The following is a 26,883-nucleotide window of genomic DNA, read 5'->3' as shown; positions in this document are numbered from 1 at the left end:
ATATTATAAACTCACTACTCCCTTTACCGGTGCAGCTGTTTCCTGGTGCAAATCAAACACTACAATTTCATTGGCGCCTTTCTTTAGCCATGGAGCAGGACAGTACAGATTTTTCTGCGGTCCTATTTCCCAGTAGCGGCCAAGATTGTGACCGTTTACCCAAACAATTCCTTTCTTATATCCCGACATATCGATGTAGGTATCACCGGGTTTATCCAGGTTAAAAGTGGCTTTAAAAAACTGGCCGGGTTTAGCAGCGTTACCGGAAGAAGCGCTCAGTTCCTGTACGAATTTTTCCGTCATAGGCAGGCTGTACACTTCCCAGTTCATCAGCGTCATACCGTTCAGGACTACACGATCTGTGATTCCTTTACGGTCAATCAGCGCTTCTGCAAAGTTGATGCGGCCCATGCCCTCAACGAGGATTTCCAGTACGGGATCTTTCACATCGCTTACCGGCAGATCAATTGTTTTCTCCCCAAGCCGGCGGTCAATTTTCCCGATGTACTTGCCATTGAGAAACACGGTTGCATAGTCGTGCAGGTCTTTTACACTCAGCTTGCCGCTTTTATGTCCTATCAGCGTGGTTTTATACACCATAAAGCCATAGTCCTGCCCATAGGCTTCAAATGGCTTTGGCTGCGGGGATTTAACCGGCTGTGGTAAATGATCCCATACCGAAGTGAATGGGGTAAGATTAAATTCAGGAATTGTAATGGCCGGAACAGGCTTTGGTATGGCAGGTAATTTTTTGCCCTTCGGGAGATAGGAACCGATCAGCTGACGCAATGCCTGGTATTTAGGCGTCGCATTTCCCTGCTCATTGATAGGCGCATCATAGTCGTAGCTGGTTACATCGGGTTCATAGCCCTTTCCGCCGGAATTTGCGCCGGCAGTATAGCCGAAGTTGGTACCGCCATGAATCACATACAGGTTGAATGAACGTTTGGTATCCATCAGGAATTTCACTTCCTTCGAAATGCCGTCTATGCCCGGCCGTTGCCATTGTTCGCCCCAGTGGGTTAACCAACCCGGGTAAGATTCGCTGCTGAAGGCGGGTACATTGGGGTTTTGTTTTTTGGCGGCGGCGAAATCAGCTTCCGATCCGCCGGAGTCCAGCCCGATGGCAGCGCCTTCCACGCCTCCTGCTTCCAGCATATAGGCGGTAGCGCCATCGGCCGTGTAGAATGGAACATTGATGCCATTCTTTACCCACATATCTTTCAGCGTATTTAAATATTCTTTATCGTTACCGTAACTGCCGTATTCATTTTCAATCTGCACCATTACTACCGGTCCGCCGTTAGTTACCAGCAACGGCTTTATTTCTGCCGCCAAACGATCTACGTAGGTGGATACCGCGGCTATATAGCGCGGATCCATACAGCGCACCTTTATATCCGGTGTTTGCAGGAGGTAAGGAGGCAAACCACCAAATTCCCATTCTGCACACACATAGGGACCGGGGCGCAGTAATACCCACATGCCTTCTTCCTGGGCTATTTTAATAAATTCCGCAATGTTGTGATTACCGGTACTGAAATCAAACTGGCCTTTCACCGGTTCGTGATAGTTCCAGAACACATATGCCGCAATGGTATTACAACCCATTGCCTTCGCCATCTGAATGCGGTGACGCCAGTATTCGTGTGGTATACGGGCCGGGTGCATCTCTCCGCTGATCATCTGGAAGGGTTTGCCATCCAGCATAAAATCAGTTTTACTTAATGCAAAAGAATGTTTGTTTTGCGCCTGCACTGCCTGCCCCATCCAACAGGATAGCGCCAGCATGCCGCTTAGGATTACTTTCTTCATTGTTCAAATAAGTTGCAGATAAGCGTACAAAATACACCAAAATATTTGATTGGAAATATTTTTTATAAGACGCCTGGCTTTACTCCTGAACACTGATATCCGCTACTATGGCCCGGTGGTCTGATACATACACTTTCAACACCTCGTCATAACCGCTGATATTATTATACCGGGTTACTGAGAAGCGGTTTACCGGGGTGGTCATGATGTAATCAATGGTGCGATCCGGCTTATCTGAAGGAAAAGTAAGCGGACATTGCTGGAGGCAGCCCAGGTTCATGAAACTCCGCATAATGCCTATGGTCTGCGATGCGGGAATAGCATTAAAATCCCCGCCCAATATCAATGGCTTCCCCAGTTCCGTTACTGCCTTTTTTAATTCCGCTGCCTGTAATAAACGGCTGTCTTCCTGCGCCAGGTGGTCGAGATGAGTGGATGCAAAATAAAATTCCCGGCCGTCTTTTTTCACGCGGATCATAGCCATTGTCCGGAACTCGCCACCTATATCCGGCGCCACCGGCAAGGCATAGCGTTTCCGTTCAAGAATGGGTAACCGCGAAAGCACGGCATCGCCATACTCTCCTCCGGTTACATCCATTGCTTTTGTAAAGTACCAGTCCATTCCTGTAAGCTTTGCCAGTTCTGCTGCCTGGTGAACGTTCACACCGGTACGACGGGTATACACATCTACTTCCTGCAATGCCACCAGGTCCGGCTTTTCCTGGTTGATCACTTTGGCCAGGGCCTCCAGGTTGGCCGGCGGACCGGAAGAAGCCCGGGCGCCGTAAATGTTATAAGTCATCACTCTTACCATTATTTTCGGACGCGCCGGTTCTTCCGGTGAAGTATTTACTGTTTTCCGCTTGCCACAGGACAACAGGCAGCTGGCTAAGCCTATCAACCAAAATATCTTTCTCATCATCAAAAGGCGTTGATCTCCGCAATATGCGTCAGGTAGATATCTCCCTGGCTGGTGTTCACGGTCAGTTTCACAAACCTGGCCTGCTGCGCATACGCCAGGTAAACGGTGCTTACTTTATCATTGGCCAGCGTAAAGGATTCGGCATAGTTCCAGGTGGCGCCGTCGCGGCTCAACTCCACGATAATATTTTTGGGGTTGCCGGTAGCCTTTACCTCCCCGGTATTTTTATCTGTCCGGCCAGTAATACTGATACCGTGTATCTTTTGTTCTACCTGTGTATCAATGGTAATATAATGCGGAGGGCCGGGCTTCGACGCTTTCCACCGGGTGCTCCAGAAGGTGGCTGTATCGCCATCCAGCGCGTGGATAGCATGGCCGTTGGTTGCCCCTTCGCCGGTGGTTTCCTCCGATGAGAAGCCGGTAATATTCCAGTTGCTGCGATCCAGCATAGGAAACGGATTGGCAGCATAACGCCCGCTGATCAGGAAGTAAGCAGTGCGTAGCTTCTCATTTACTTTCATGCTGGTTTCAATAGTCACCGGCAGCAGGTAGCTGCCTACGCCATCCAGTTTATCCATATGCACTACCAGGTTTAACGGCGCCGTGCTGAATCTCCCTGCCGGGATTGTGGCGGAAGACTGTTCCAGCTCATAGCTTCCCTCGGGTAATACCGGGTAACTGGTAAAGTTGTTAGTGTTGAAATGATCTGTCAGCGAAGCATCTACTTTGAATTTTACATTTATATCAGATGCCGGTGAATGCGGCCCGCCATAACAGGCGCCATAAACAATACTGTCGCCCTTTCCGGATATTTCAAATGAATACACTGCGGGAGCAATAACTGCCTGTGGCATGTACACAACAGCGGTGCTGTCGGATATATTTTCCAGTTCGGCACTGTTGTTCCGGCAACCGCTCCAGGCAGTGGCCGCAGCAAGCGATAATATCAATAATTTTATCTTCATTTTTCTAATATTGATCATCAGGAAATAATTTACCAGCCTGGATTTTGTACCAGCTTTCTGTCACGGTCTATTTCCGATTGAGGAATAGGGAACAGGTAATAATTCTTCAGGAAAACCCTCCGCTCAAATATGGTTCTTTGATAAAAAACCTGGTCGGTAAGTTTGGTACCTGCGTCTACGTTCATGCCGTAGAAGTTTCCGCCATCGGTTTGTTCAGCGATCTTCCAGCGGCGGGTATCGAAGTAACGGAGGCTTTCCAATGCCAGTTCCACTCTCCTTTCATGCCTGATCTTTGCGCGCATGGCGGCCTGCCCCAGCCCACCTGCAACATCAGGTACGCCGGCCCTGTTACGGATTTCGTTCAGGTATTTAAGGATATCCGGGTTACCAGGCTCGTACTCGTTCAATGCTTCGATATAGTTCAGTAATATTTCCGCATAACGAATCAGTATAAAAGGCCTGGCCACATACTGGGTGATCCTGGGATTACTGTCGGGATGCACGTTTTTCCGGGCGATGTAGCCGGTACGCGGAAAGTCCCACGATCCTTTCTTACCGGTATTGCCGGTGAAGAAAGTTTCAATCACTTTATTGCCTTCGCTTTTATTGATCCAGAGACTGCCATTGTAACTAACATTTACATAAAACCGGGGTTCTCTGTTTACATACATGTTATAGGTACCGGCAGTTGTATATTTAGTAGCAGTAGAAGAAAAACCGGTTTCTTTATAACCCGATCCGGATTCATAGATCCCTTTTCCATTTTCCATTTCAAATTCATCTACCAGTTGCTGCGTAACAGCCACCGCGGCGTATCCGCTGGCTAAACGGGGTGTTACGGAACGTTCCCAGTCTTTCAGCCCGTTAGAAGTCCTGGTGAAAATCACTTCCGAATTCCAGGGATCCAGGAATACATCGCGGGTAGAGAGATAAGGATCAAAGTTTCCGCTGGTATCATTCTTACGGTACAGGGAGAAACTGAAACCGGTCATTACATCTTTGGCGGCATCGGCGGCACGTTTCCATTTTTCACGATCATATTGCGCGCTTACCAGCTGTTTGCCATCCAGGTTGCGGAAGCCGGCGTAGTCGGGGTTACCGTTGAACTGCGGACTTGCCGCCAGTAACAGCACCCTGCTTTTAAAAGCTTTGCATGCGGCCTGTGTGGCGCGGCCATAATCATTTTCGCCCTGTGCGGTAAAATGTTTGGGAAGTTTCTGCGCGGCGAGGTCCAGCTCTGATACAATGTAGTTAACACATTCGTCGTACGAATTCCGTGGCTTTTGCATCTCTTCATCGGTAGGCGCCAGGTCGCCCGCAATCGGGATATCCCCCAGAATAATAGCGGGGCCATATTGACGGATAATACCGTAATAAAAGAACGCCCGCAGGAAACGCGCCTCGGCTTTATATTGGTCAATAAGATCCTGGCCGTTAGGCAGCGCCAGTATCTCTTTATTCCCATCAATATGCTGCATAAAATAAGTAGCCGAACGGACACCCTGGTAGAATTTAGTCCAGTTGTTCATGTAATCGGATGCCGCACTCCAGTTACCCAGGTTCATGGGATAGGTGTTATAACCGGAACCGGGCCGGTCGTAGGTAATATCTGCATCATCTGAACATCCTTCCCAGGCGCAGGTATTGCGGTAGGCTTCATTGGGAATGGTAACGTAAATATTAGCAAGGTATTCTTCAGAATATCTTCTTCGGTTAAATACCTGCTCAATAGTGATACGGTCGCTGGGAACCTGGTCAAGGAAGTTACTGTTACAGGAAGCCGTTTGTAAAGAAACGCCGACCAGTAAAATGTGAACCATCTTTTTTATTTTCATCCGGAGAGAATTATAATGTTTAGGAATGATCGTTGTTATCAGAAGTTGACGGCAACGCCGGCAGAATATGATTTAGTACTTGAATAAGAGGCGCCTCTTCCATTGCCTACCTCTACATCCCAGAGCTTAAACGGTGAGAAAGTGAGGATGTTTACCCCTTGCAGGAAGATGTTAGCGGATTTAAGTTTCGCGCGTTTCATCCAGGCAGCGGGCAGGTTATAACTTAGCTGTAAAGTCTTTAACCGGATATAGTCGCTGTTCTTTATCCACCAGGTGCTGGCGGCGTAGTTATCATTCAGTGAACCTGCCATCAGGCGGGGATAAAAAACGTCCTGGCGTGGATTTTCTTCGGTCCACCGGTCGTTGATATTGCTGAATAAATTTCCGCGGCTCAGTCCCTGCTGGAAAGGCATGGTGCCTTCACCGTTCAGCAGTACATCCACATGAGCGGCGCCCTGGAAAAGGGCCGACAGCCCAAACGCTTTGTAGCCGAGTGTAAAACCGAAGCCATATACCATTTCAGGAACATCGCCATATCCGATAGGCGCCTGATCATAGGAATCGATCACGCCGTCGCCGTTGATGTCTTTGTATTTAATATCGCCGGCCCGCACATCGCCTGTTTGCCTGGGTGAGTTCTGTACTTCCTTATCGCTTTCAAAAAGTCCGAGTGCGATGTACCCGAACCGCTGTCCTACGCGCAGCCCTTTGCGGTCCAGCCAGGGATACTTCCAGCTGGGATCATCATTCTCCACTACTTTATTCCTGTTATAAGTAAAATTGCCCAGCAGCTGCAGGGAGAAGTCGCCGAAGCGGCGGTTATAGGTGACGGATGCATCTATTCCTTTGTTGTCAATAATACCCACATTACCAAACGGCGCGTTGATCATCCCTATATAACCCGGTAACGATTTCCGGCGCAGGAAAATGCCGCTGCGGTATTCCCGGAAAAGATCCACCTGCAACGTGAGATTATCATGCAGTAGCCCGATATCAAAGCCTAGGTTGGTTTTGCGGGAGGTTTCCCATTGTACATCCACGGCATATTCACCGATTTCCTTACCGGTAAATTTCTGGTTGATGTTCTTTCCAAAATAATAATCGCTGGTATTGGCTACGGTTGCCAGGTAGGCAAATCTTCTGCCGTCGATGTTGCTATTGCCTACGATACCATGCGAAAAGCGGATCTTAAAAAGTGATACTGTATTTTTAATACCGGAGAAGAAATTCTCTTCAGATACTACCCAGCCCAGGCCTGCGGAAGGAAAAAGGCCATAACGCTGATCGGGGTAAAAGTTTTCCGATCCGTTATATCCAAAATTTATTTCTGCAAAATACCGGCTGCGGAAACCGTAGGTGAAACGCCCCGCCAATCCCTGGAACCGGTAAGGCAATGATGTTTCCAGGTCGGCCGCATAGGTGTTGGCTTTGTCGCTGCGGTTGTAGAGCAACATGCCGGATACATCGTGCTTACCAAAACTCCTGTTATAGTTGAGTCCAAATTCAGAATAGAAGGTGCGTTCGCCCTGGTTACTTTTTGTATACTGGAGAAACTCTGTACCAATGGCCACCTGGTCAAACACCAGGTTACCATCGGCATCCCGGCCGGTGGCCAGCCAGGTGTCCGGTATTTTCGTATAGCGGTTGCTGGTATAGTTATAGGCGTCGAATGAAAACATACCCGTTACAGATAATCCTTTAGTGAGGAAGGGCAGCTCCTGCGTGAGGCGCAGATTAGAGTATACCTGGCTTCTCCACTGGTTGGCATAACCGCCCTGGGTGAGGCTTGCCCAGGGATTGGACAAACCGCCGGAACGCACGTCTGCCACTTTACCATCCGGGTAACGGGTTGGAATCTGCACCGGCGTCATAAAATATGCGTCCGTAAAAATATCGGATACGCCGGTAGTGGGCAGGTTTACATTACTCAGGTAACCTTGTATGCCTAGCTTAACAGTAGTAGTGGCGGAAGGCTTCAGGGTGATATTGGAAGTAACGTTATACCGTTTCAGGAAAATAGAGGAATTGTATTTGGTGAGTTCATCTGTTTTATACATTCCCAGCTCATCGTAGTAACCAAGACCGATATAGTATACCGCTTTTTCTGAACCGCCGCTGATATTGGCGTTCGCATTTCGTACTTTTCCATTGTTGCGGAAAAGTTCTTTAAACCAGTCCACATTAGGATACAGGTAAGGATCACTGCCATCGGCGGTTTTCCGGATAGCCTCGTCAGAATACACCGGCGCGCTGCCACGGGTGGTCAGCGCTTCGTTTGATAATTTCATATAGGTAGGGCCGTCTGCAAACGAAGGCAATTTGGTAAACTGGGTGATGCCTTCTGTATAACGCAGGTTATAGGCGGGCTTACCGGGCTTACCTCCTTTGGTGGTGATCAATATAACGCCGTTGGCGCCGCGCACGCCGTATACTGCGGTAGCGGAAGCATCTTTGAGTACAGAAAAACTTTCAATGTCTTCAGGGTCTACATTGGAAATACTCCTGGGCACACCGTCCACCAATGTGAGCGGTGCGCTGAAGCCCTGCGTAAAAGTGGAAATGCCGCGGATGTAAATATTGGCATCGTTGTAACCTAATTCCCCGCTGCGTTGTACGGATACCATTCCTGCTACGCGGCCTCCGAGCGACTGTGTAAGATTGGATACCGGCTGTTTCAGTTCCTTGGGGGTGATAGTAGCCTGCGCACCTACCAGGCTGATTTTTTTCTGCTCACCAAAACCCACTACCACTACTTCTTCCAGCGCGGAAGACGCTTCCTCCAACACTACGTCTATTTTGTTTTTCCGCTGTACCGGAATTTCCTGTTTACGGAATCCCATCAAACTAAACACCAGCACTGCGTTATCATCTACCGATAAAATAAATTTTCCGTTGCCGTCGGTACCGGTGCCCAGGCGGGTGCCTTTGATGGCAACGGTTACGCCTACCATCGGCTGACCCGTAGAATCCACCACTACGCCGGTGATTTCCCTTTTGCCTCCCGGAGAAAGATTAATGGCAGGAGGCACTTCTTTTGTCGCTACTGAAATATTCTGACCCGAAGTTCTGAACTGCAAACCGGTACGGCCTTCCAGGTCCTGTAACAGTTTGGCAACTGCCATATTTTTATAGTTCACGGTTAACTTCTTTCCAAAAGCTTCCAGTGACTTATCATACAGGAAACGGAAAGTGGTTTGTTTTTCAATGGCGCGAAAGAGGGTGGTCACCGTGGCATCTTTCAGCTGGATGGTGACTGTTTTTGTTTGGGGGTCCTGTTCCTGTGCGTGCAGCGGCGCCATATAAACGGCTGCCGCCAGGAATGAGCACAGAACGACCCTCACGGCCTTTTTCAGGCCGCGTGAAGCGGATAATAAAATTAGGATCATACGTTAGGTTTTGTTAGCGTAGTATGTATTAAAACAGGATTAAGCGGTTTATTTTTTATCTATACGGATTATATTTCCCTGGCGATGATATTGCAGATGATAAATAAAACAGATGGATTCCAGCACAGAGTCCAGCGAAGTGTTAGCCTGTTGCCCGGACAATACATGCCGCCCCATTTCCGGTGTGCCCAGCACAATACTAACACTGTACCATCTTTCCAGCACGGTAGTAACTTCCTTCAATGTAAGATTGTCCATCGTGATAATACCCTGCTGCCAGGAGTTCATTTTATGCGGTTCTTCCCTGAACCTGGTGAAACCGTTGCTGGCGCTGTCGTAACTTACTTTGCTGCCTTGTTCCAATATGGCCTGTTGACCTTCAGCCGCCATTACTTTTACTTTTCCCGTGGCAACGCCCACTACCAGCTTTTCGCCGGGATAATGCTTCACATTAAAAGAGGTTCCCAATACCTGCGTTTGTACATGCCCGGTGTGTACGATAAAAGGGGCCTGGCGGTCGGGATGTATCTCAAAAAAAGCCTCGCCATCCAGCATTACCTCCCTGGATGTGCCGGTATATGCTTCGCTGTAACGGATCACCGACCGGGCGTTTAATATTACCGTAGAACTATCGGGAAGCACTATACGTTTTATTTCTCCGTCGCCTGCAGCAATGGTGGTATATGACGGCTGATGACGGGGCCATAGTAACATCAGGCCCAGCAACACCAGCAGCATGGCGGCATAGGGCAACCAGCGGCGGAATTGACCGCCGCGGATATTTCTTTGCAGCGCCATGTTCACTACTTTATTTTTCAATCCGGCAGATAGTGGTTGCGGCTCGCTTTGAAACCATTCTTCAGCCGGCATCAGGTCGCCCTGGTTGTTTTCTTCGAGCAACTGTAAAAGCAACCGGAGCTCCTCCCGGCTGGCAGTGTTATGTTGTACTTTTTCTATCAGCTCCTGTAACAGGCCGGCATCAGGTTTCATCATATACAGTTCACTTCTACCTATATATACACTAAAAAAAAGGAGGCTACTTAGTGGAAGAAAAAAATTATTTCAGGAAGAATAATATCAGCAGCAAAATATAGGAATCTTTCAGCTCAGCTTTTATTACTTTCAGACTGCTGTGGATGTGCGCTTCTACAGTACGTATGGAGATACCCAGTTTATCGGCAATTTCGCGGTGCGATAATCCTTCTTCCCTGCTCATACGGAACACAGCCCGCTGCTTGTCGCCCAGCGAGTCCAGCACGCCCTGGTATTGCTTGTACAGCTCATTATAATCCAGCCGGTGTAAAATACTGTCGGCCGGCTGCAATAAGGCATTCTCAGGATCCGTAGTCATTAGCCGGCGGCTGACTTTATTGCGGATAAAATTCAGGATATGATTTCTTGCGATCGTGAATAGTAATACCTGTATATCAGCAGTCTCATCCAGCTTTGCGCGGAAATGCCAGAGTTTGAGGAAAATGTCCAGCAGTAATTCTTCTGCATCTTCCTCAATACCCACCTTTTTCCTGCAATAGCCTAAAACGCGCGGGCCCAGCAGATCCAGTAAAGAACGCAGTGCTTCTTCGTCGCCTTCACGGAAACGGCGCAACAGGAAAGGTGAAATAAGAATAGTTGTATTGTCCATGCAGGAGACAAAATTAATAAGCCATTGTTAACGTAAGGTTATGATATGATTAACAGCGTGCAGTCTATAATTTTCATTGTTCGTCTGGTGGAATTTTACGTCCATCAATATTAATAAAAATAATCTTGTGGAGAAAGAAATTCCGGTGATCTCTTTTATTAAAATATACAGGTCAGTGGCCGGTTGCTAATTACTACTCCGGGGATTGTTCGGGGTCAACGGTAATCTTTGCAGTATGCCTGCTAAAAACAAAAGGGAAACCGGTAAGCTGGTTTCCCTTTTGCGCTGTTTAAATATTTCCTTTCTTCAGTTCCTTAACGGCATGATCACATGCCCGCGCAGTAAGCGCCATATAAGTAATGGAAGGATTCACACAGGAGGAAGACGTCATGCAGGCGCCATCTGTTACATATACATTTTTAGCGGCGTGTACCTGGTTAAAACCATTCAGTACAGATGTTTTGGGATCTTTACCCATGCGGGCGGTTCCCATTTCATGAATGCAATGTCCCGGAGGAGGCGCACCGTCGTAGCCATGCACATTTTTCAATCCTGCTGCTTCCAGCATTTCTATTGCACTGGCCTGCATATCCTTGCGCATGGCCATCTCATTGCCTTTAAATTCGCAGTCGATATCAAGTGTAGGCAATCCGTATTTGTCTTTCTTATTTTTATTCAGCACTACCTTATTTTCAAAATAAGGCAGGTGCTCACCCCAGGAACCTATGCCCATGCTCCATTTGCCAGGTTCACCCTGGGCTTCTTTCAACTGAACGCCGATACCCTCCATGCTGGTGCCACGGCCCCTTCCTGCGCCGCCCTGGTAGCCAAAGCCACGCACATAGTCTTTTTGCATGGTGTTGGCGTTGGTGTTACGGAAACGGGGAATATAAATGCCGTTGGGTCTGCGGCCGCTACTGTAATACTGGTCTTCAAAACCTTCATAATCGCCGCCGGCGCCTACGCCATAATGATGATCCATGAGGTTATGCCCCAGTTGTCCGCTGTCGTTGCCAAATCCATCCGGGAACCGGTCTGACACCGAATTGAGCATGATCCAGCTGGTACCTAATGTGGAACCGTTCAGGAAAATAATATCAGCATAGTATTCTACCGTTTTCAGGGTATGGGAATCCATCACTCTTACACCGGTAGCTTTACTTTTATCTTTATCATATAATACTTCCAGTACAATGGAATCCGGGCGCAGGGTCATATTACCTGTTTTGGCGGCAGCAGGCAGGGTAACGCCGTTGCTGCTGAAGTAACCGGTAAACGGACATCCGCGGGCGCACAGGTTACGGTACTGGCACGGACCACGGTCCTTTAATCCTTTTGTGAGATGTGCCACGCGGCCTATGGTCAGGATACGGTCGTTATACTTCTCTTTGACGCGTGCCGCAACATGCTTTTCCAGGCAGTTCATTTCCATTGGCGGCAGGAAAACGCCGTCGGGCAGCTGTGGCAGGCCTTCCGCCTGGCCGCTTACGCCGATATATTCTTCCACATATTTGTACCAGGGGGCAATATCTTTGTAGCGGATAGGCCAGTCAACACCATGACCATCTTTCGCGTTGGCTTCAAAGTCCAGGTCGCTCCAGCGGTACACCTGCCGGCCCCACATGAGGGATCGGCCGCCTACCTGGTATCCACGCAGCCAGTTGAAGGGCTTTATTTCGTTATAGGGGTTCTCAATATCATTTACCCAAAACTGCTGCGTGCCTTCATCAAAAGCATAGCAACGGCTCTGGATGGGATGCTTCTCCCGCATTTCATTGGAGGTATTGAGATGATGAGCAAATTCCCACGGCGCTTTCATCGCGGTAGTGTAGTCCTTGATGTGCTCTACATTGCGGCCTCTTTCCAATACCAGCGTTTTCAGTCCTTTTTCACTGAGTTCTTTGGCAGCCCATCCGCCGCTGATACCGGAGCCCACTACGATGGCATCATACGTATTTTCCTTCTCTGCCTTTATATTCAGGTTCATATCGTTGTGTTTAAAGCCGCAAGCGGCCAGGAATGAGCTTCTGAAAAGCTATCCCTGACCGCTACGCACCTATTGTATTTTTAAATATTGCCTTTCTTCAGTTCTTTCACGGCATAATCTACTGCGCGGGCAGTTAACGCCATATAGGTGAGAGAAGGATTTACACAGGAGGCGGAGGTCATAGCCGCACCATCTGTTACAAAAACGTTCTTCACCGCATGCATCTGGTTAAAGCCGTTGAGCACAGATGTTTTAGGATCGCGGCCCATACGTGCGGTACCCATTTCGTGAATGGCCATACCCGGATAAGATCCGTTGTCGTATGTTTTCACGTTTTTAATACCTGCTGCTTCCAGCATTTCTGCGGCATCATTCATCATGTCTACGCGCATTTTCTTTTCGTTCTCCTTGAACTCTGCATCGAATTTCAGTACAGGCTGGCCCCATGCATCTTTCACGGAGGTATCCAGGGTTACCTGGTTGGCTTCATAAGGCAAACATTCACCGAAACCACCTAAGCCAATGCTCCACTGACCGGGTTCGGTGATCATTTCCTTGAAGTCTTTACCCACGCCCATTTCGGCAATACCGCGGCTCCATCCTGAGCGGCTGGCGCCACCCTGGTAACCAAATCCGCGGATATAATCACGTTTATCGTCGCCGATGTTGCGGTAACGGGGAACATAAATCCCGTTGGCACGGCGGCCGAAATAGTATTTATCTTCATATCCTTCTGCAGTACCGGAAGCGCCTGTACGGAAATGGTGATCCATCAGGTATTTGCCCAGTACGCCACTGTCGTTACCCAGTCCGTTCGGGAAGCGGGAAGAAGTGGAGTTCATCATCACAAAGGTAGAACCGAGGGTAGAACCATTGATGAAGATGACCTTCGCATAGTATTCCACCATTTCTTTGGTGTGCTTATCTATCACTTTTACACCTGTTGCCTTGCCTTGCTTTTCATCATAGATGATGGAATTTACAATGGAATCAGGACGAAGTGTGAGGTTACCGGTAGCTCTTGCTGCCGGCAGCGTGGAGGATTGTGTGCTGAAGTAAGCGCCAAACGGGCATCCGCGGCTGCAGAGATTGCGGTACTGGCATTTCTCACGACCAGGAAGCGGTTGGGTGATGTTGGCTACGCGACCCATCGTAATGTTACGGCCTTTGAATTTTCCTTCTACGCTGGCCTTCAGATCTTTTTCCACGCAGTTCATTTCCATGGCGGGCATAAACTGGCCATCAGGCAGTTGTGGGAGACCTTCGCGGGTACCGCTGATACCGGCAAATTTCTCTACGTAGTCGTACCAGGGTGCAATGTCTTTATAACGGATAGGCCAGTCCACCGCAATGCCATCTTTCAGGTTGGCTTCAAAATCAATATCGCTCAGGCGGTACGACTGACGGCCCCACATAATGGATTTGCCACCCACGATATCCGGGCGGTACCAGTCGAAACGTTTTACTTCATTATATGGACTTTCGGAATCGTTGATCCAGTATTTTTCGTTGTGTTCACTGTAGGGATAGTCGCGACTCAGTTTAGGATGTGTTTCGCGCTGATCTACCGTGATACGGCCGCGGTGTTTAAATTCCCACGGATCTTTGGTGGCCGTTTCATAGTCTTTCACATGTTCCAGTGGTTTACCACGATCCAGCATGAGTACTTTCAGGCCTTTTTCTGTCAGTTCTTTGGCTGCCCATCCACCACTCACACCTGAGCCAATTACGATGGCATCATAAGTATTTTCAGCCTGTGCTTTTATATTCAGGTTCATTTAATTCAGTTTTAAAAAGTAAAGAGAAGATTACACTGCCCAGGCCTTTTCTCCTTTGGTGTAAGGAGTACAACCTTCGTACTTGCCCGGAACGGGAACATAGCGCAACGCTTTGGTGGCACCCGGTTCGGAAGTGAAATAACCCAGCAGGGTTAATTCTTTCAGGTACTGGAAATAATGGGTAGGATCTCCTTCTTTTTTATCTTTACGCTTGTTGTAGTCTACGCGCTCTTTTTCAATCCCTGTGAGGAGCTCGGTGCGCTGTTCCGGTGTAATGTCCATGAAGCCTTTTTTGAATTGCTTCTCACTTGCCTCATTGATTTTTGACAACCCATCGAGGAATGCCTGCTGATCTTCTTTCTTGTAACAATCGTTCATCATTACAATGATAAAGTCTTCTACTTTGGCATCTTTTGCTCCAGGAGTGCTGGTTCTGGGTATGATGGTTTCCGCTATCTCCGCCAGCAAAGCTTTGGTTTCCGGCTTATGAAGATCGTAGTTCTTAGGACCAGAACCTGTGCAGCTTTCTAAAGCTGATAACGTGGAAGCGGAAATGGCAGTACCCAACAAAATCGCCACATTCCTTATTGCGTCTCTTCTGTGCATAAATAGTAAGTTGATTTGACCTTCGAACAAGTTGGAAAAAATTCTTCTAAAAACCAAATAAACAGGGGTGAAATATGCATGAGCGGCTAAAAATAGGAAGAAGTAAAAAAGAAGATGGGTAGACGTAAGTCTGTAATGCGACTTCCATCTACCCATCGGCCTGTACAGTGTGGCAACTGTTACAGGATATATTTTCCTTTGTCGTCTACCAGTACAACCGGCAGGCGGTGGTGTTTTTCGAAATAATCATAAGCCGACCGGAGTTCCGCCCAGAATTGTTTGGAAGAGCTGTCGGTCATGGTAAAAGTGCCCAGGTAGTTCATGGAACCGGGGTTGCCGAACTTCACGGGGAATACATGCACCGGTATGAAATCCTGTCCTGCGTTCTTTGCATTTACCGCCAAAATGTATACCTCATCAATGAATTCATCGGTTAAGGGAATACAACCTACGGTGATGCAGTTGCCGTGGATATAGATTTCACCACCGGGGTTCTTCGGATCGCTCAGGATGCGGTCGGAGAAATTCGGGTAGTTGATACCCAGCGACAGGTGATAGTTGCTGTTCGGGTTAAAATCGTTGATATAATAGAATCCTTCCGGCACCTGGCGGTCCCCTTCCTTACGCTTGGGTCCCATTTTACCGGAAAGTGTACACACCCGGTAAGATTTGAACAAACGGAAAGTGTCCTGGGGGTTATTTTTCACCCAGATCTCCATTTCGCTGTCCAGTTTGAAGGAACGGACAAACATATATCTTGCAGGGTAGGCAAGGCCCTTCTTTTCGAATTCTTTTTTCAGCAACTCCTCTTTTTCACGGTATGCCTCCCCTACTTTGGGAAACATTTTCTGGTTGTCGAGGAAAGATTGCTGGGCAAAAATTTTACCTGCACCCAACAAAATCAGGACGATTACAACAAGTCGCTTCATAATATTATTCAACAAAATTTTAATATTTATACCAGGTTTATATAAGCAAGATAAAACAATAACAGGGTAAAAATAAAATATATCACCATACTCACTTTCCTGTTGGCTATCTTTAAAATATAGTGTTTGTGCCCCTGATAGATCAATATCGCCGTAAAGGCCTGGAAAATCCCACCTAACAAAAACAATACACCGAACAGCGTTTGCATCCTCATAAAAACGGAACTCTTATTTTAATATTGTAAAGTTACAAGTTTATTGCTTTACTGTAGCTTTATCCATTCCAGTTTTATGGTAGTCTCGTCCATGCCGGAGCTGAAAGTGGCGCGCACCGGGTACTTCCCGTTATAGGCGTAGGTATAGGTGTTGGTGATCACCCTGGAAGTGTTGGGACTGCTAATGTTTTCGGTGAGCACGTTGTGGGCCGAGAGGCTTCCGCCACCGCCATCCAGCAGGATACCCAGCTCTGGTTGCAGCTGCTGCGGGTTCCGCATGCGGTCGTAGGTGTAGCTAACAGAAGAGGTATACACAAACTTGCTGTATCCCGGCTGTTTGCCATAGGTATCCATCCGTTCCACGTCTCCTTCCTGGTTCCAGGTATACTCCAGGTATCCGCTGTTTTCCCACGCTGCTTTGGCGCCATTATGGCCAAACTGGTAGCGCCGGGCTATTTTGCCACTGGCATCATACGCCAGGGAATCATAGGAATACACGGCGTTGTCGCGGTAATAACTGATCCTGGACACCTTGTCGCTGCTGTACTCAAACGACAGGTAAGGATCGCCGGTAACGGCTTTTTCATCGGCAGCCGACAGGCACTTCACCAGGCGGCCATTTTCATATACCGGCAGCTGGACATCGCTGTAGGTAGCATTTTCCGATTTCCGCAGCTGTATGATCCGGCGAATGGATTTGTCGGGGTTATATTCCACCGTTGTTTGTCCTGCGGGCGATACCACCTTGTGCAGGTAAGTTTGCTGATCGCCACCATTACGGAAGCTGATATGGTTGCCTTCGCTACGGAAAGCAGTAAGGATGGTGAACGATGTCACCAAAGCGGCATAGATAGCCCTGCGGGCTATGGAAGTTGTGTGCATAGGTTACAAATATTAAATATAAATATACTGTATAAAAATAACTAAAGTGTGGCTAATGTGGGAAAAGACGCAATATATACGCGCATTTTGACAAGTTGGTTTAAAATAACAAGTTATTTACATATCGTTAACATTCACATGCGTAGGTTGTCTTACTCAGGATTAAACTTATTACACTGATTACGCTGATTTGATCACTTTTGATTTTTAAAGGATTTGGGGAGATGTTAGCGTAGGTTGTCTTTCTCAGGATTACGCTGATTTTACTGATTACCTGGATTTTACTTTTGGGATTTTTTAAAGGATTCGGGAAGATATAAGCGTAGCTTGTCTTTCTGCCTGATTGCGATTTTACTTTTTTCTTTGGGAGATGGGTATTTAAAAAAGCTGACGTGAAGACGGAATAGCCCATGCCTTACATCTGCTTTGTATATGCTTTGCACATGCTTTGCATTTGCTTTATATGTGCTTTTGATTTGCTGTTAATGTGGAGGTGACGTGGACTTGATCGGTAACGTATTGTGCATCAATGCGCCAGAGCGGGTTTTAAGATATTCTTTAGACAGGTTCCTCAGAAAAAGAACCTGGATATCAACGCTTTAGGCATATTATAAAGATAAACATAATCAGGCAAAAAGACAACACCTGCATTTTTTTAGATTTAAAAAATCAGGGAAGATGAAAGCGCATATTCCGCTTCTATCTTCCCTGATCTTTTAATCTAAAAAACTCAAAAAAATAAAATCAACTTACGCTTATATCTCCCCAAATCTTTTAAAATCAAAAAGTGATCAAATCAGCGTAATCAGTGTAATAAGTTTAATCCTGAGTAAGACAACCTACGCTAACATCTCCCCAAATCTTTTAAAATCAAAAAGTGATCAAATCAGCGTAATCAGTGTAATAAGTTTAATCCTGAGTAAGACAACCTACGCGTTTAATCCTGAGTAAGACAACCTACGCGGCGCATTATAAATTGCCGCGCAGTGCCTGTTCTCTTTCTATAGATTCAAACAAAGCCTTGAAGTTGCCTTTACCAAAAGATTGCGCACCCTTGCGCTGAATAATTTCGAAGAATACCGTTGGCCGGTCCTGGATAGGCTTGGTGAAGATCTGCAACAGGTAGCCTTCATCATCGCGGTCTACCAGGATGCCCAGCTTTTGTAACGGCGCAATGTCCTCATCAATCTTACCCACCCTGTCCAGCAGGGTTTCATAGTAAACCGGTGGCACCGTGAGGAATTCCACGCCCCTGTTTTGCAGTTCAGTCACCGTGTTCACGATGTCGTTGGTGGCAATGGCCACGTGCTGAACACCGGGTCCGCCGTAGAAATCAAGGTATTCTTCAATTTGTGATTTCTTCTTTCCTTCGGCGGGTTCGTTGATGGGGAATTTCACACGGCCGTTGCCGTTACTCATTACCTTGCTCATCAAGGCAGAATATTCGGTGGAAATATCGCTGTCGTCGAAAGAGATCAGGTTCCTGAAACCCATCACGCGCTCGTAAAATCCAACCCAGGTATTCATCTCATTCCAGCCCACATTACCCACGCAATGATCTACATATAACAGGCCGGTATCTGTTGGATTGTAATTCGTTTTCCATTCCTTGTAACCCGGCATAAACAATCCTTTATAGTTTTTACGTTCTATAAAAAGATGCACGGTGTCGCCGTAGGTATGGATACCACTCCGCACTACTGTGCCAAATTCATCCTTCTCTGTAACCGGCTCCAGGTAAGGCGTGGCGCCCCGTTTCACGGTTTCTTCGTAAGCCGACCGGGCGTCGTCTACCCACAGGGCCAGTACTTTCACACCATCGCCATGTTTGGCAACGTGACGGGCAATTTCGGTATCGGGCAACAGGGAGGTGGTGAGTACAAAGCGCAGTTTGTTTTGCACCAGCACATAGGAAACCCTGTCTTTTACACCGGTTTCAGGACCGGCATAAGCCACCGACTGAAAGCCGAAAGCAGTTTTGTAATAATGTGCCGCCTGCTTGGCGTTGCCTACATAAAACTCTACGTAGTCGGTACCATTGAGTGGTAAAAAGTCCTGCTGACCGGTTAAGTTGTCCGCATTCACTAATGCTGTTTCCATAACATTCAATTGTTTTGGTTTTATAAGTTGGTTGGTTTTTGTGAATCATTTATTCTGCCCAGCTCATGACGTAGCTGCCATCTTCAATACCCAATGCTGCTTCGGTGATCTGCAAAGGGTGAAAGGTATCTACCATCACTGCCAGCTCTTTTGTTTCTTTTGCGCCGATACTTTTTTCCACGGCTCCGGGGTGAGGCCCATGCGGGATGCCCGCAGGATGTAAAGTGATCATCCCCCGCACCACATGCTTACGGCTCATAAAATCGCCGTCTACATAATATAATACCTCATCACTGTCGATGTTACTATGATTATACGGCGCAGGGATTGACTGCGGGTGATAATCAAATAACCGCGGACAAAAGGAACATACTACAAAGTTGTTCCCTTCAAAGGTCTGATGCACTGGTGGCGGCTGGTGTACCCGCCCGGTGATCGGTTCAAAGTCGTGGATGGAAAAGGCAAACGGGTATTCACATCCATCCCAGCCGATTACGTCGAAGGGATGATGTTTATAATGAATGGGATAGATCACCCCTTTCTTTTTTATACGAATGAGGAAATCGCCTTCCTCATCAATGGTTTCCAGGTGCTGCGGCTGCCGGATATCCCGCTCGCAGTAAGGGGAATGCTCCAGTAATTGTCCATATTTGCTCAGGTATCTTTTTGGATAACGGATAGGACTAAACGATTCCACTATAAACAGGCGGTTATCTTCCGTATTAAAAGTGATCTGGTAAATAGTACCGCGGGGAACCACCAGGTAATCGCCATAGCCAAATTCCAGCTGGCCGTATTGTGTTTTCAATACACCGCTTCCTTCATGCACGAAGATCATTTCATCCGCATCCGCATTCTTGTAAAAATATCCTTCCATGCTTTTGCGGGGCGATGCCAGTACAATATGAAGATCACTGTTTACCAATACTGCTTTGCGGCTTTCCAAGAAGTCGTCTTCCGGTTTAATATTAAACCCCATGAAGCTCCGGTGCTTCAGCATCTTTTCTTCCGCCACCTTTGGTGCAACGGAATAGGGTTCATCTACTTTTACAATCTCCGTAGGGGGGTGACAGTGATACAACAGGCTGGAGTGGGAAGAGAATCCTTCTGTAGAAAACAACTGCTCCGAATACAGCTGGCCGTCCGGTTTGCGGAACTGGGTATGGCGCTTATGCGGTATTTGTCCTAGTTTATAATAATGTGGCATGACAGGTGGTTTGAAAAAATTGTTCTGGTGTACAATTAAAAGATTGAATAGGTGTATGATTCATTGTACTGGTGTACGATCCATATTTATATGATACAGTGCAACCTGCTGAATTTATATGATACAGTGCAACCTGCTGATGGCAGCAAAAAATTATGATACACATGCGCAGGAATAGCAACTGAATACTATTACAAAGTTACGGTATATAAATACGAAGGATGGCCGGTAGCGGCCGTTGGGAAAGGTTATGCCAAAGTCGAATCCATGGCAAGCGTGGCCATGAGAAAGTAGTAGTTAAGCTGACTATTGCTTGTATATTTCAGTGAAATGGACAAGTGGCAATTGTTTAGGCGACTAAGGTAAGGAAAAACTGTGATTCCAAAATGATTTTTGTCACGGGCAATTATCAGTCACACAATTGTCACAAAACAACCATTTTGTCCAATGTCAGGAATTATAAAATCGCAACTATCTTATTTATATTTTGAATATAATTCTAAAAAATAACCATAATAAGTATCAAAAATCAACAAACGACCCTAAATTTAAAACATTTCTAAAAATCGCCACTGCACTTTTATTTACCAGTGTAATTGTAGACTTTTGTTACACAATCGTCATATTCCAATAGTGATACCGTTCTACACATACCAGTTCTCTTCGGTTTCTGCCTCCAGGCGGATAGCGGACACTATGGCGACAACGACCACCATTATTACAACCCCACTGCGGGGTTAGTTTTCACATATTATCCAACGACCACAAGGGTGGTACATAACCGGGAGGACCCGGACTTATCTACGTATAAATTTTCCATATGCAAGTATTAAAATTTGGCGGCACTTCAGTGGGAAGCGCCAAAGCAATAGAACAGGTTTGCAACATCCTCAAACAATATAAACCGGCCGGTAAATATGCCATCGTCGTATCAGCTCTCGGCGGGGTAACGGATAAGCTTATACGCTGCGGACAACTCGCGGAGCAAGGCAACGAAGACTATAAAAGTATATTACAGGAAATTGAAGCACGGCATCTCGATACCATCCGTGAATTATTCCCTATCACCGCACAAAGCGGGCAAATCAGCCAGCTGAAGAAAAAACTCAACACCCTCGAAAACCTCTGCGACGGCATCTTCCAGGTTGCAGAACTCAGTCCGCGTACCCTGGATAAAATCATGAGCTACGGCGAACTGATGTCCTGTGTTATCGTCGCTGAAAAGCTAAAACAGCAGGGATTCTCCGCTACCTGCAAAGACAGCCGCGAACTCATTGTAACAGATAATCACTTCGGCCACGCCACCGTTAACTTTGTTGCCACCAATCACCATATTACGCAGTTCTTTGCACAGTCGCCCGCCGATTATGTAGTACTGCCAGGCTTTGTAGCCGCTACCCCCGATGGCGAAACCACCACCCTCGGACGCGGCGGCTCCGACTACACCGCCGCCATCGTGGCGGCCGCCGTTAACGCCACCGTACTTGATATCTGGACAGATGTGAGCGGCATGATGACCGCCGACCCGCGCATGGTGTCACAGGCTATTCCCATCTCACACATTTCTTATGTGGAAGCAATGGAGCTGTCGCATTTTGGCGCCAAAGTCATTTATCCCCCTACTATTCAGCCGGTGATGAGTAAACGCATACCCATCTGGATCAAAAATACTTTTGCCCCCGAAGATCATGGCACCCTCATACAGGACAGCGCCGACCGCAGCTTCCCGGTAACAGGCATCTCCGGCATTCCCAACATCGCCCTGCTCACCCTCGAAGGAAGTGGCATGGTGGGCATCCCCGGCTTCTCCAAACGGTTATTTGAGTCCCTCTTACGGGAACGCATCAACGTAATTCTTATTACCCAAAGCTCATCTGAACACTCTATCACTGTAGGTATTCATGAAACAGACATGCTGAAAGCCAAAACTGCGGTGGACAGTGAGTTTGCACAGGAGATAAGCGAAAAACGCATTGAACCCCTCCTGGTGGAAAAAGACCTCTGCATTGTGGCTGTAGTGGGAGATAAAATGAAAAACCATCACGGCACCAGCGGTAAGCTCTTTGGCACCCTGGGCAGGAACGGGGTGAACGTAAGGGCCATCGCACAGGGATCTACCGAGAAAAATATCTCCGCGGTGATCAACAAAGCCGATATCAAAAAAGCGCTGAACGTTATGCACGAAACCTTTTTTGAAACACCCCTCAAACAGGTGAACCTCTTTATCGCCGGCGCAGGAAATGTGGGCAGCAAACTGCTGGAACAACTGGAACAACAGCAATATTACCTCCAGCACGAGCTGGGTTTGCAGATCCGGGTAACCGGCCTGGCCAACAGCCGCCACACCCTCATCAGCGAAACCGGCATCACCTTACGTGAGTGGCGCGAACAACTGGAGCAGGCCAAACATATCAGCACCGCCGATTTCGTGCAGCAGATAAAAAACCTGAACCTCCGCAACAGCGTATTCGTGGATAATACTGCCAGCAGCGACATTGCAGCTGTATACCACGAGTTCCTGCAACACGGTATCTCCGTAGTTACCTGCAATAAAATTGCCTGCTCATCAGACTATGCTTATTATAAACAACTGAAGGACCTCGCCCGCAAATACAACGCCTCCTTCCTGTTTGAAACCAACGTGGGAGCAGGACTACCGGTCATCAATACACTGAATGACCTGATCCGCAGCGGCGACAAAGTACACAGCATCGAAGCCGTGCTGTCCGGCAGCCTCAACTTCGTATTCAACCATTTCTTAAATGGCACCAGTTTCCGTGAAGTAGTAAAAGCCGCGCAGGACGAAGGCTACACCGAACCAGATCCGCGCATCGATCTCAGTGGTAAGGACGTTATGAGAAAGATCCTCATCCTGGCCCGTGAAAGCGGCGCCGCCATTGAAATGGATGAAATCACCAACTACTCATTCCTGCCCGCCGAATGCCTCGACGCCCCTTCTGTACCCGCCTTCTACGAAGAGCTGGATGTACACGCCGCTCACTTCCAGGGACTGCGCGAAACCGCAGAGGCTGAAGGTAAACGCCTGAAGTTCGTGGCCCGCTATGAAGATGGGAAAGCCTCCGTGGGCCTGCAAAGCGTAGCCCCCGATCATCCGTTCTTTAAACTGGAAGGGAAGGACAATATTGTGCTGTACACTACCAGCAGGTATAAAGACCAGCCACTGATCGTAAAGGGCGCGGGCGCAGGAGCAGATGTTACCGCCTCCGGCATCTTTGCAGACATCATCCGGAGCGCCAGATTGTAAACTTTCCATGAAATGAGTTGCAATCCTGACAATCAATTATTAAATTAAACTAACTTAAAGGTGATATGGACAGTATAAAAGTATTTGCGCCGGGAACAGTGGCCAATGTAGCTTGTGGGTTTGACGTGATCGGCCTGGCGCTGGACGCGCCGGGAGATGAAATGATCCTTCGCAGGAGCAGTGAACCAGGCATCCGCATTACTGCCATCCATGGCGCAGACCTGCCCCTGGAAACATCACGTAATGTGGCCGGCGTAGCCGTTCAGGCATTATTACAGAAATACGACCAGCCGGATATCGGCATTGAAATAGAGATCTTTAAAAAGATCCACCCCGGCAGCGGCATCGGCTCCAGCGCCGCCAGCAGCGCCGGCGCGGTAGTAGGCGTTAATCATTTACTCGGGGAACCCTTCACCAAAAAACAACTGGTAAGGTTTGCCATGGAAGGAGAACGGCTGGCCTGCGGATCAGCGCATGCAGATAACGTAGCCCCGGCCATCCTCGGCGGCTTCACCCTGGTAAGAAGTTACCGTCCATTGGATATTACCACCCTCCATACACCGGAGCATCTGTGGGTGACCGTTATACATCCTCAGATAGAAGTAAAAACGTCTGACGCCCGCGAAATACTGAAACAAAAAGTGCTCATGACAGATGCCATCCGGCAATGGGGCAACGTGGGCGCATTGGTGGCGGGACTTTACCAAAACGATTATGAACTGATCAGCCGGTCGCTGGAAGATGTGATCGTGGAACCGATCCGTTCCATCCTCATCCCGGCCTTCCACGAGCTGAAACTGAAATGTAAGGAAGCCGGCGCCCTCGGCGGCGGTATCTCCGGCTCCGGCCCCTCTGTATTCATGCTCAGCAAAGGAGAAGAAAATGCCCGCAAAGTAGCGGCTACGATGGATAGCGTTTACGCACCACTTGGCGTGGATTATAAAATCTACGTTTCCCAGATTAACACCGCCGGTGTAAAAGTGATTGACTAACTAATTAACAACGTTTTATTCATGCAGTATTTCAGCTTACAGAACAAGCAGCACCAGGTAAATTTCGAAACAGCAGTAGTACAGGGATTGGCGCCAGACAGGGGACTCTATTTTCCGGAACAGATACCAGCACTGGATAAAGACTTCATCAATAACCTGCATAATTATACGGACCACGAGATCGGACTACAAGTTATCCGCCTGTTTGTTGGCAATGAAATACCCGAAGAGGCTTTAAAAAAGATAGTAACCGATACACTACATTTTCCTTTCCCGGTGCAGAAAGTGACCGGTCATACCTACGCCCTGGAACTGTTCCACGGCCCTACCCTTGCATTTAAAGATGTGGGCGCCCGCTTTATGGCCGGCTGCCTCGGCTATTTCCGCCGCAACAGCACCACTCCTGTAACCGTACTGGTAGCCACTTCCGGCGATACCGGCGGCGCCGTAGCCAGTGGTTTTTATAATGTGCCCGGCGTGGAAGTGGTGATCCTCTACCCTTCCAAAAAGGTGAGTGTATTGCAGGAAAAACAACTCACCACACTCGGCAATAATATTCATGCACTGGAAATAGAAGGCACCTTCGATGACTGCCAGCAGCTGGTAAAAACTGCTTTCCTGGACCAGGAACTGCAGGCACGCCGGCCGCTTACCAGCGCCAACTCCATCAATGTAGCCCGCTGGCTGCCCCAGATGTTCTATTATTTCCTGGCATACAAACAAATGAAGGCAGCACATCCCAGGCTCGTGTTCTCCGTACCCAGCGGCAATTTCGGCAATATCTGCGCAGGCATGATGGCCGCTGCCATGGGATTGCCGGTATCACATTTTGTAGCCGCCACGAATATCAATGACACCGTGCCCCGCTTTATGGACAGTGGTAAATATGAACCAGGCAAAGCATCGCCTACCATGTCTAACGCTATGGATGTGGCAGATCCCAGCAACTTTGTACGTATCCTGGAACTATTCGGCAACAGCCTCCCTTCCCTTGCTGAAAAACTCACCGCCTACAGCTTTAATGATAAAGATACCGCCCGCACCATGGAACAGGTATGGAAAGAAAACCATTATATGCTGGACCCTCACGGCGCCGTAGGCTTCATGGGACTGCAACGTTACCTGGAACATTCCCCGGAGCTGACAGGCGTTTTCCTGGAAACAGCCCACCCGGTGAAATTTGAAGACACAGCCCCTAAATCTATCCGGGAGGAAATATATACTCCGGCGAAAGTGATGTCTTTATATGGTAAAGAAAAACAGGCTACCCTGCTGGCCGCCGATTATCCTGCTTTCAAAAACTGGTTAATGCAATAATGATTCTGTAGTTTTGGCGCCAGTATGAAGTATTTACCTATCCTCCTGTTATTAATGGGTGCGCAGGCATGTAATAATGCCGGCACCCGGCAGCAAAATACTGCCAGCCGCCCGGACTCCGTGTTGTACAGCGATATCATCCGGCCGGTAACAGATTCTATTTCACAGTTTCCCGACCATCCCGATCTGTACTATCACCGCGCACTGCTGTTGTTTAATACCAACCCTGCACTGGCGCAGGCCGATTTTGAAAAGGCCGCCTCCCTGATGCCGGAAAATACCGACTACTGGGCAGGGGCAGGCGAAGCCGCCCTGATCGTAAATGATTATAAAAAGGCAGCCGCAAATTTTCAGAAAGCGCTGGCTACCGCTCCCGGCTATACGTACCTGGAATACCGCCTGGCCACTGCACTGATAGAAAATAAACAATATGCCCAGGCAGACAGCATCGCTAACGTGCTCGCACAAACGACAGATGCCCGCGATAAGGCATTCTACCTGAAAGCCCGCATGGCAGAAGATAAACAGGATACCACCTCGGCTATCCGTCACCTTACCTCCGCCATTCATGCCGCCGGGAAACAGCCTGAATTTGAGGCGGTCATGGAACTGGGCGACCTGCTCCGCAGCCGCAAAGCCACTGCCGCCCTCAACTATTACCAGCAGGCATGGCAACTGGATACTACCAACGCGTATCCTTTATTTGAAGCCGCTCAATTCCAGGAAGAACTGGGCGACCTGCCCGCCGCGCTCGGCGCGTACCGGAAATGCATTGTAACAGATCCCGGCTTTGAACAAGCCTACCTGGCACTGGGGAAAATTTACAGCAATAAAAAGGACTGGAAAACGGCGTACACCTATTACAACCTGGCCGCCAAATCAGCGCCAACAGACGCATGGGCCTATTACTACAGGGCTATGGCACAGGAACAACTAGGCAACAAAGCACTGGCTATAGAAGACTATACCAAAGCTACTTCCTTTAAAAAAGATTTCAGCGAAGCAAAGGAAGCCCTGAGAAGATTGAACCCGTAATTACT

18 protein-coding genes are annotated in these 26,883 nt (G+C 48.0%); 4 read left to right on the top strand and 14 right to left on the bottom strand.

The features are described 5' to 3' along the window. Positions 1-3: 3 nt before the first annotated feature. The 14 genes from QFZ51_RS14260 to QFZ51_RS14195 all read right to left on the bottom strand — a co-directional run bounded on the left by QFZ51_RS14260 (position 4) and on the right by QFZ51_RS14195 (position 20,269). The gene (locus QFZ51_RS14260; protein ID WP_429046666.1) at positions 4-1,815 is read right to left on the bottom strand and encodes a glycoside hydrolase family 35 protein; all 1,812 of its coding nucleotides are present in this window, start codon (positions 1,813-1,815) and stop codon (positions 4-6) included. A 79-nt stretch (positions 1,816-1,894) separates the two neighbouring features. After that, positions 1,895-2,734: an endonuclease/exonuclease/phosphatase family protein gene (locus tag QFZ51_RS14255; protein WP_429046664.1), complete on the bottom strand. Its 840-nt coding sequence runs from the start codon at positions 2,732-2,734 to the stop codon at positions 1,895-1,897. 2 nt (positions 2,735-2,736) lie between these two features. Beyond that, on the bottom strand, positions 2,737-3,702 hold the full coding sequence (locus tag QFZ51_RS14250; RefSeq protein WP_429046662.1) for a BT_3987 domain-containing protein: 966 nt from the start codon (positions 3,700-3,702) through the stop codon (positions 2,737-2,739). A gap of 29 nt (positions 3,703-3,731) precedes the next feature. After that, positions 3,732-5,522, bottom strand: a complete 1,791-nt coding sequence (locus tag QFZ51_RS14245) for a RagB/SusD family nutrient uptake outer membrane protein (RefSeq protein WP_429046660.1) — start codon at positions 5,520-5,522, stop codon at positions 3,732-3,734. A gap of 53 nt (positions 5,523-5,575) precedes the next feature. Next, complete coding sequence (locus QFZ51_RS14240) at positions 5,576-8,923, bottom strand: SusC/RagA family TonB-linked outer membrane protein (RefSeq protein ID WP_429046658.1); 3,348 nt, start codon at positions 8,921-8,923, stop codon at positions 5,576-5,578. Between the two features lie 48 nt (positions 8,924-8,971). Further along, the gene (locus QFZ51_RS14235) at positions 8,972-9,916 is read right to left on the bottom strand and encodes a FecR family protein (protein ID WP_429046656.1); all 945 of its coding nucleotides are present in this window, start codon (positions 9,914-9,916) and stop codon (positions 8,972-8,974) included. Between the two features lie 64 nt (positions 9,917-9,980). Then, entirely contained in the window at positions 9,981-10,565 is a 585-nt protein-coding gene (locus QFZ51_RS14230) for an RNA polymerase sigma factor (RefSeq protein WP_429046654.1), read from the bottom strand. 289 nt (positions 10,566-10,854) lie between these two features. Continuing rightward, positions 10,855-12,552 (bottom strand): GMC oxidoreductase, encoded by a 1,698-nt coding sequence (locus tag QFZ51_RS14225; protein ID WP_429046652.1) that lies wholly within the window; start codon positions 12,550-12,552, stop codon positions 10,855-10,857. Between the two features lie 80 nt (positions 12,553-12,632). Then, positions 12,633-14,330 carry a GMC oxidoreductase gene (locus tag QFZ51_RS14220; RefSeq protein WP_429046650.1) on the bottom strand — a complete coding sequence of 566 codons (1,698 nt, stop codon included), beginning with the start codon at positions 14,328-14,330 and terminating at the stop codon, positions 12,633-12,635. 30 nt (positions 14,331-14,360) lie between these two features. Next, a complete protein-coding gene (locus QFZ51_RS14215) occupies positions 14,361-14,936 on the bottom strand; it encodes a gluconate 2-dehydrogenase subunit 3 family protein (protein WP_429046648.1) in 576 nt (191 codons plus the stop codon). A gap of 179 nt (positions 14,937-15,115) precedes the next feature. Continuing rightward, positions 15,116-15,865, bottom strand: a complete 750-nt coding sequence (locus QFZ51_RS14210) for a L,D-transpeptidase family protein (protein WP_429046646.1) — start codon at positions 15,863-15,865, stop codon at positions 15,116-15,118. 263 nt (positions 15,866-16,128) lie between these two features. Next, positions 16,129-16,962: a hypothetical protein gene (locus QFZ51_RS14205; RefSeq protein ID WP_429046644.1), complete on the bottom strand. Its 834-nt coding sequence runs from the start codon at positions 16,960-16,962 to the stop codon at positions 16,129-16,131. Positions 16,963-17,931: 969 nt separating this feature from the next. Continuing rightward, on the bottom strand, positions 17,932-19,062 hold the full coding sequence (gene hppD / locus QFZ51_RS14200; protein WP_429046642.1) for a 4-hydroxyphenylpyruvate dioxygenase: 1,131 nt from the start codon (positions 19,060-19,062) through the stop codon (positions 17,932-17,934). Positions 19,063-19,111: 49 nt separating this feature from the next. Further along, positions 19,112-20,269: a homogentisate 1,2-dioxygenase gene (locus tag QFZ51_RS14195; protein ID WP_429046640.1), complete on the bottom strand. Its 1,158-nt coding sequence runs from the start codon at positions 20,267-20,269 to the stop codon at positions 19,112-19,114. Positions 20,270-21,089: 820 nt separating this feature from the next. Between QFZ51_RS14195 and thrA the strand changes: the two genes are divergently transcribed. From thrA to QFZ51_RS14175, 4 genes are all read left to right on the top strand, one after another. Further along, positions 21,090-23,534, top strand: coding sequence for a bifunctional aspartate kinase/homoserine dehydrogenase I (thrA, locus tag QFZ51_RS14190; RefSeq protein WP_429046638.1), 2,445 nt, complete (start codon positions 21,090-21,092; stop codon positions 23,532-23,534). A gap of 65 nt (positions 23,535-23,599) precedes the next feature. After that, complete coding sequence (locus QFZ51_RS14185; protein WP_370911326.1) at positions 23,600-24,526, top strand: homoserine kinase; 927 nt, start codon at positions 23,600-23,602, stop codon at positions 24,524-24,526. Between the two features lie 21 nt (positions 24,527-24,547). After that, on the top strand, positions 24,548-25,843 hold the full coding sequence (thrC, locus tag QFZ51_RS14180) for a threonine synthase (protein ID WP_429046636.1): 1,296 nt from the start codon (positions 24,548-24,550) through the stop codon (positions 25,841-25,843). Between the two features lie 24 nt (positions 25,844-25,867). Further along, the gene (locus QFZ51_RS14175; RefSeq protein ID WP_429046633.1) at positions 25,868-26,878 is read left to right on the top strand and encodes a tetratricopeptide repeat protein; all 1,011 of its coding nucleotides are present in this window, start codon (positions 25,868-25,870) and stop codon (positions 26,876-26,878) included. Positions 26,879-26,883 lie beyond the last annotated feature (5 nt).

This window comes from Chitinophaga sp. W3I9 (assembly GCF_050434025.1).
Classification (GTDB): domain Bacteria; phylum Bacteroidota; class Bacteroidia; order Chitinophagales; family Chitinophagaceae; genus Chitinophaga.
This window is presented reverse-complemented; position numbering and strand designations above follow the sequence as displayed.

Bases quoted from the DNA above. Each gene is read 5' to 3' on its own strand.
- QFZ51_RS14260 (WP_429046666.1), bottom strand. From the start codon at position 1,815: ATGAAGAAAGTAATCCTAAGCGGCATGCTGGCGCTATCCTGTTGGATG.
- QFZ51_RS14255 (WP_429046664.1), bottom strand. From the start codon at position 2,734: ATGAGAAAGATATTTTGGTTGATAGGCTTAGCCAGCTGCCTGTTGTCC.
- QFZ51_RS14250 (WP_429046662.1), bottom strand. From the start codon at position 3,702: ATGAAGATAAAATTATTGATATTATCGCTTGCTGCGGCCACTGCCTGG.
- QFZ51_RS14245 (WP_429046660.1), bottom strand. From the start codon at position 5,522: ATGGTTCACATTTTACTGGTCGGCGTTTCTTTACAAACGGCTTCCTGT.
- QFZ51_RS14240 (WP_429046658.1), bottom strand. From the start codon at position 8,923: ATGATCCTAATTTTATTATCCGCTTCACGCGGCCTGAAAAAGGCCGTG.
- QFZ51_RS14235 (WP_429046656.1), bottom strand. From the start codon at position 9,916: ATGATGAAACCTGATGCCGGCCTGTTACAGGAGCTGATAGAAAAAGTA.
- QFZ51_RS14230 (WP_429046654.1), bottom strand. From the start codon at position 10,565: ATGGACAATACAACTATTCTTATTTCACCTTTCCTGTTGCGCCGTTTC.
- QFZ51_RS14225 (WP_429046652.1), bottom strand. From the start codon at position 12,552: ATGAACCTGAATATAAAGGCAGAGAAGGAAAATACGTATGATGCCATC.
- QFZ51_RS14220 (WP_429046650.1), bottom strand. From the start codon at position 14,330: ATGAACCTGAATATAAAAGCACAGGCTGAAAATACTTATGATGCCATC.
- QFZ51_RS14215 (WP_429046648.1), bottom strand. From the start codon at position 14,936: ATGCACAGAAGAGACGCAATAAGGAATGTGGCGATTTTGTTGGGTACT.
- QFZ51_RS14210 (WP_429046646.1), bottom strand. From the start codon at position 15,865: ATGAAGCGACTTGTTGTAATCGTCCTGATTTTGTTGGGTGCAGGTAAA.
- QFZ51_RS14205 (WP_429046644.1), bottom strand. From the start codon at position 16,962: ATGCACACAACTTCCATAGCCCGCAGGGCTATCTATGCCGCTTTGGTG.
- hppD (WP_429046642.1), bottom strand. From the start codon at position 19,062: ATGGAAACAGCATTAGTGAATGCGGACAACTTAACCGGTCAGCAGGAC.
- QFZ51_RS14195 (WP_429046640.1), bottom strand. From the start codon at position 20,269: ATGCCACATTATTATAAACTAGGACAAATACCGCATAAGCGCCATACC.
- thrA (WP_429046638.1), top strand. From the start codon at position 21,090: ATGCAAGTATTAAAATTTGGCGGCACTTCAGTGGGAAGCGCCAAAGCA.
- QFZ51_RS14185 (WP_370911326.1), top strand. From the start codon at position 23,600: ATGGACAGTATAAAAGTATTTGCGCCGGGAACAGTGGCCAATGTAGCT.
- thrC (WP_429046636.1), top strand. From the start codon at position 24,548: ATGCAGTATTTCAGCTTACAGAACAAGCAGCACCAGGTAAATTTCGAA.
- QFZ51_RS14175 (WP_429046633.1), top strand. From the start codon at position 25,868: ATGAAGTATTTACCTATCCTCCTGTTATTAATGGGTGCGCAGGCATGT.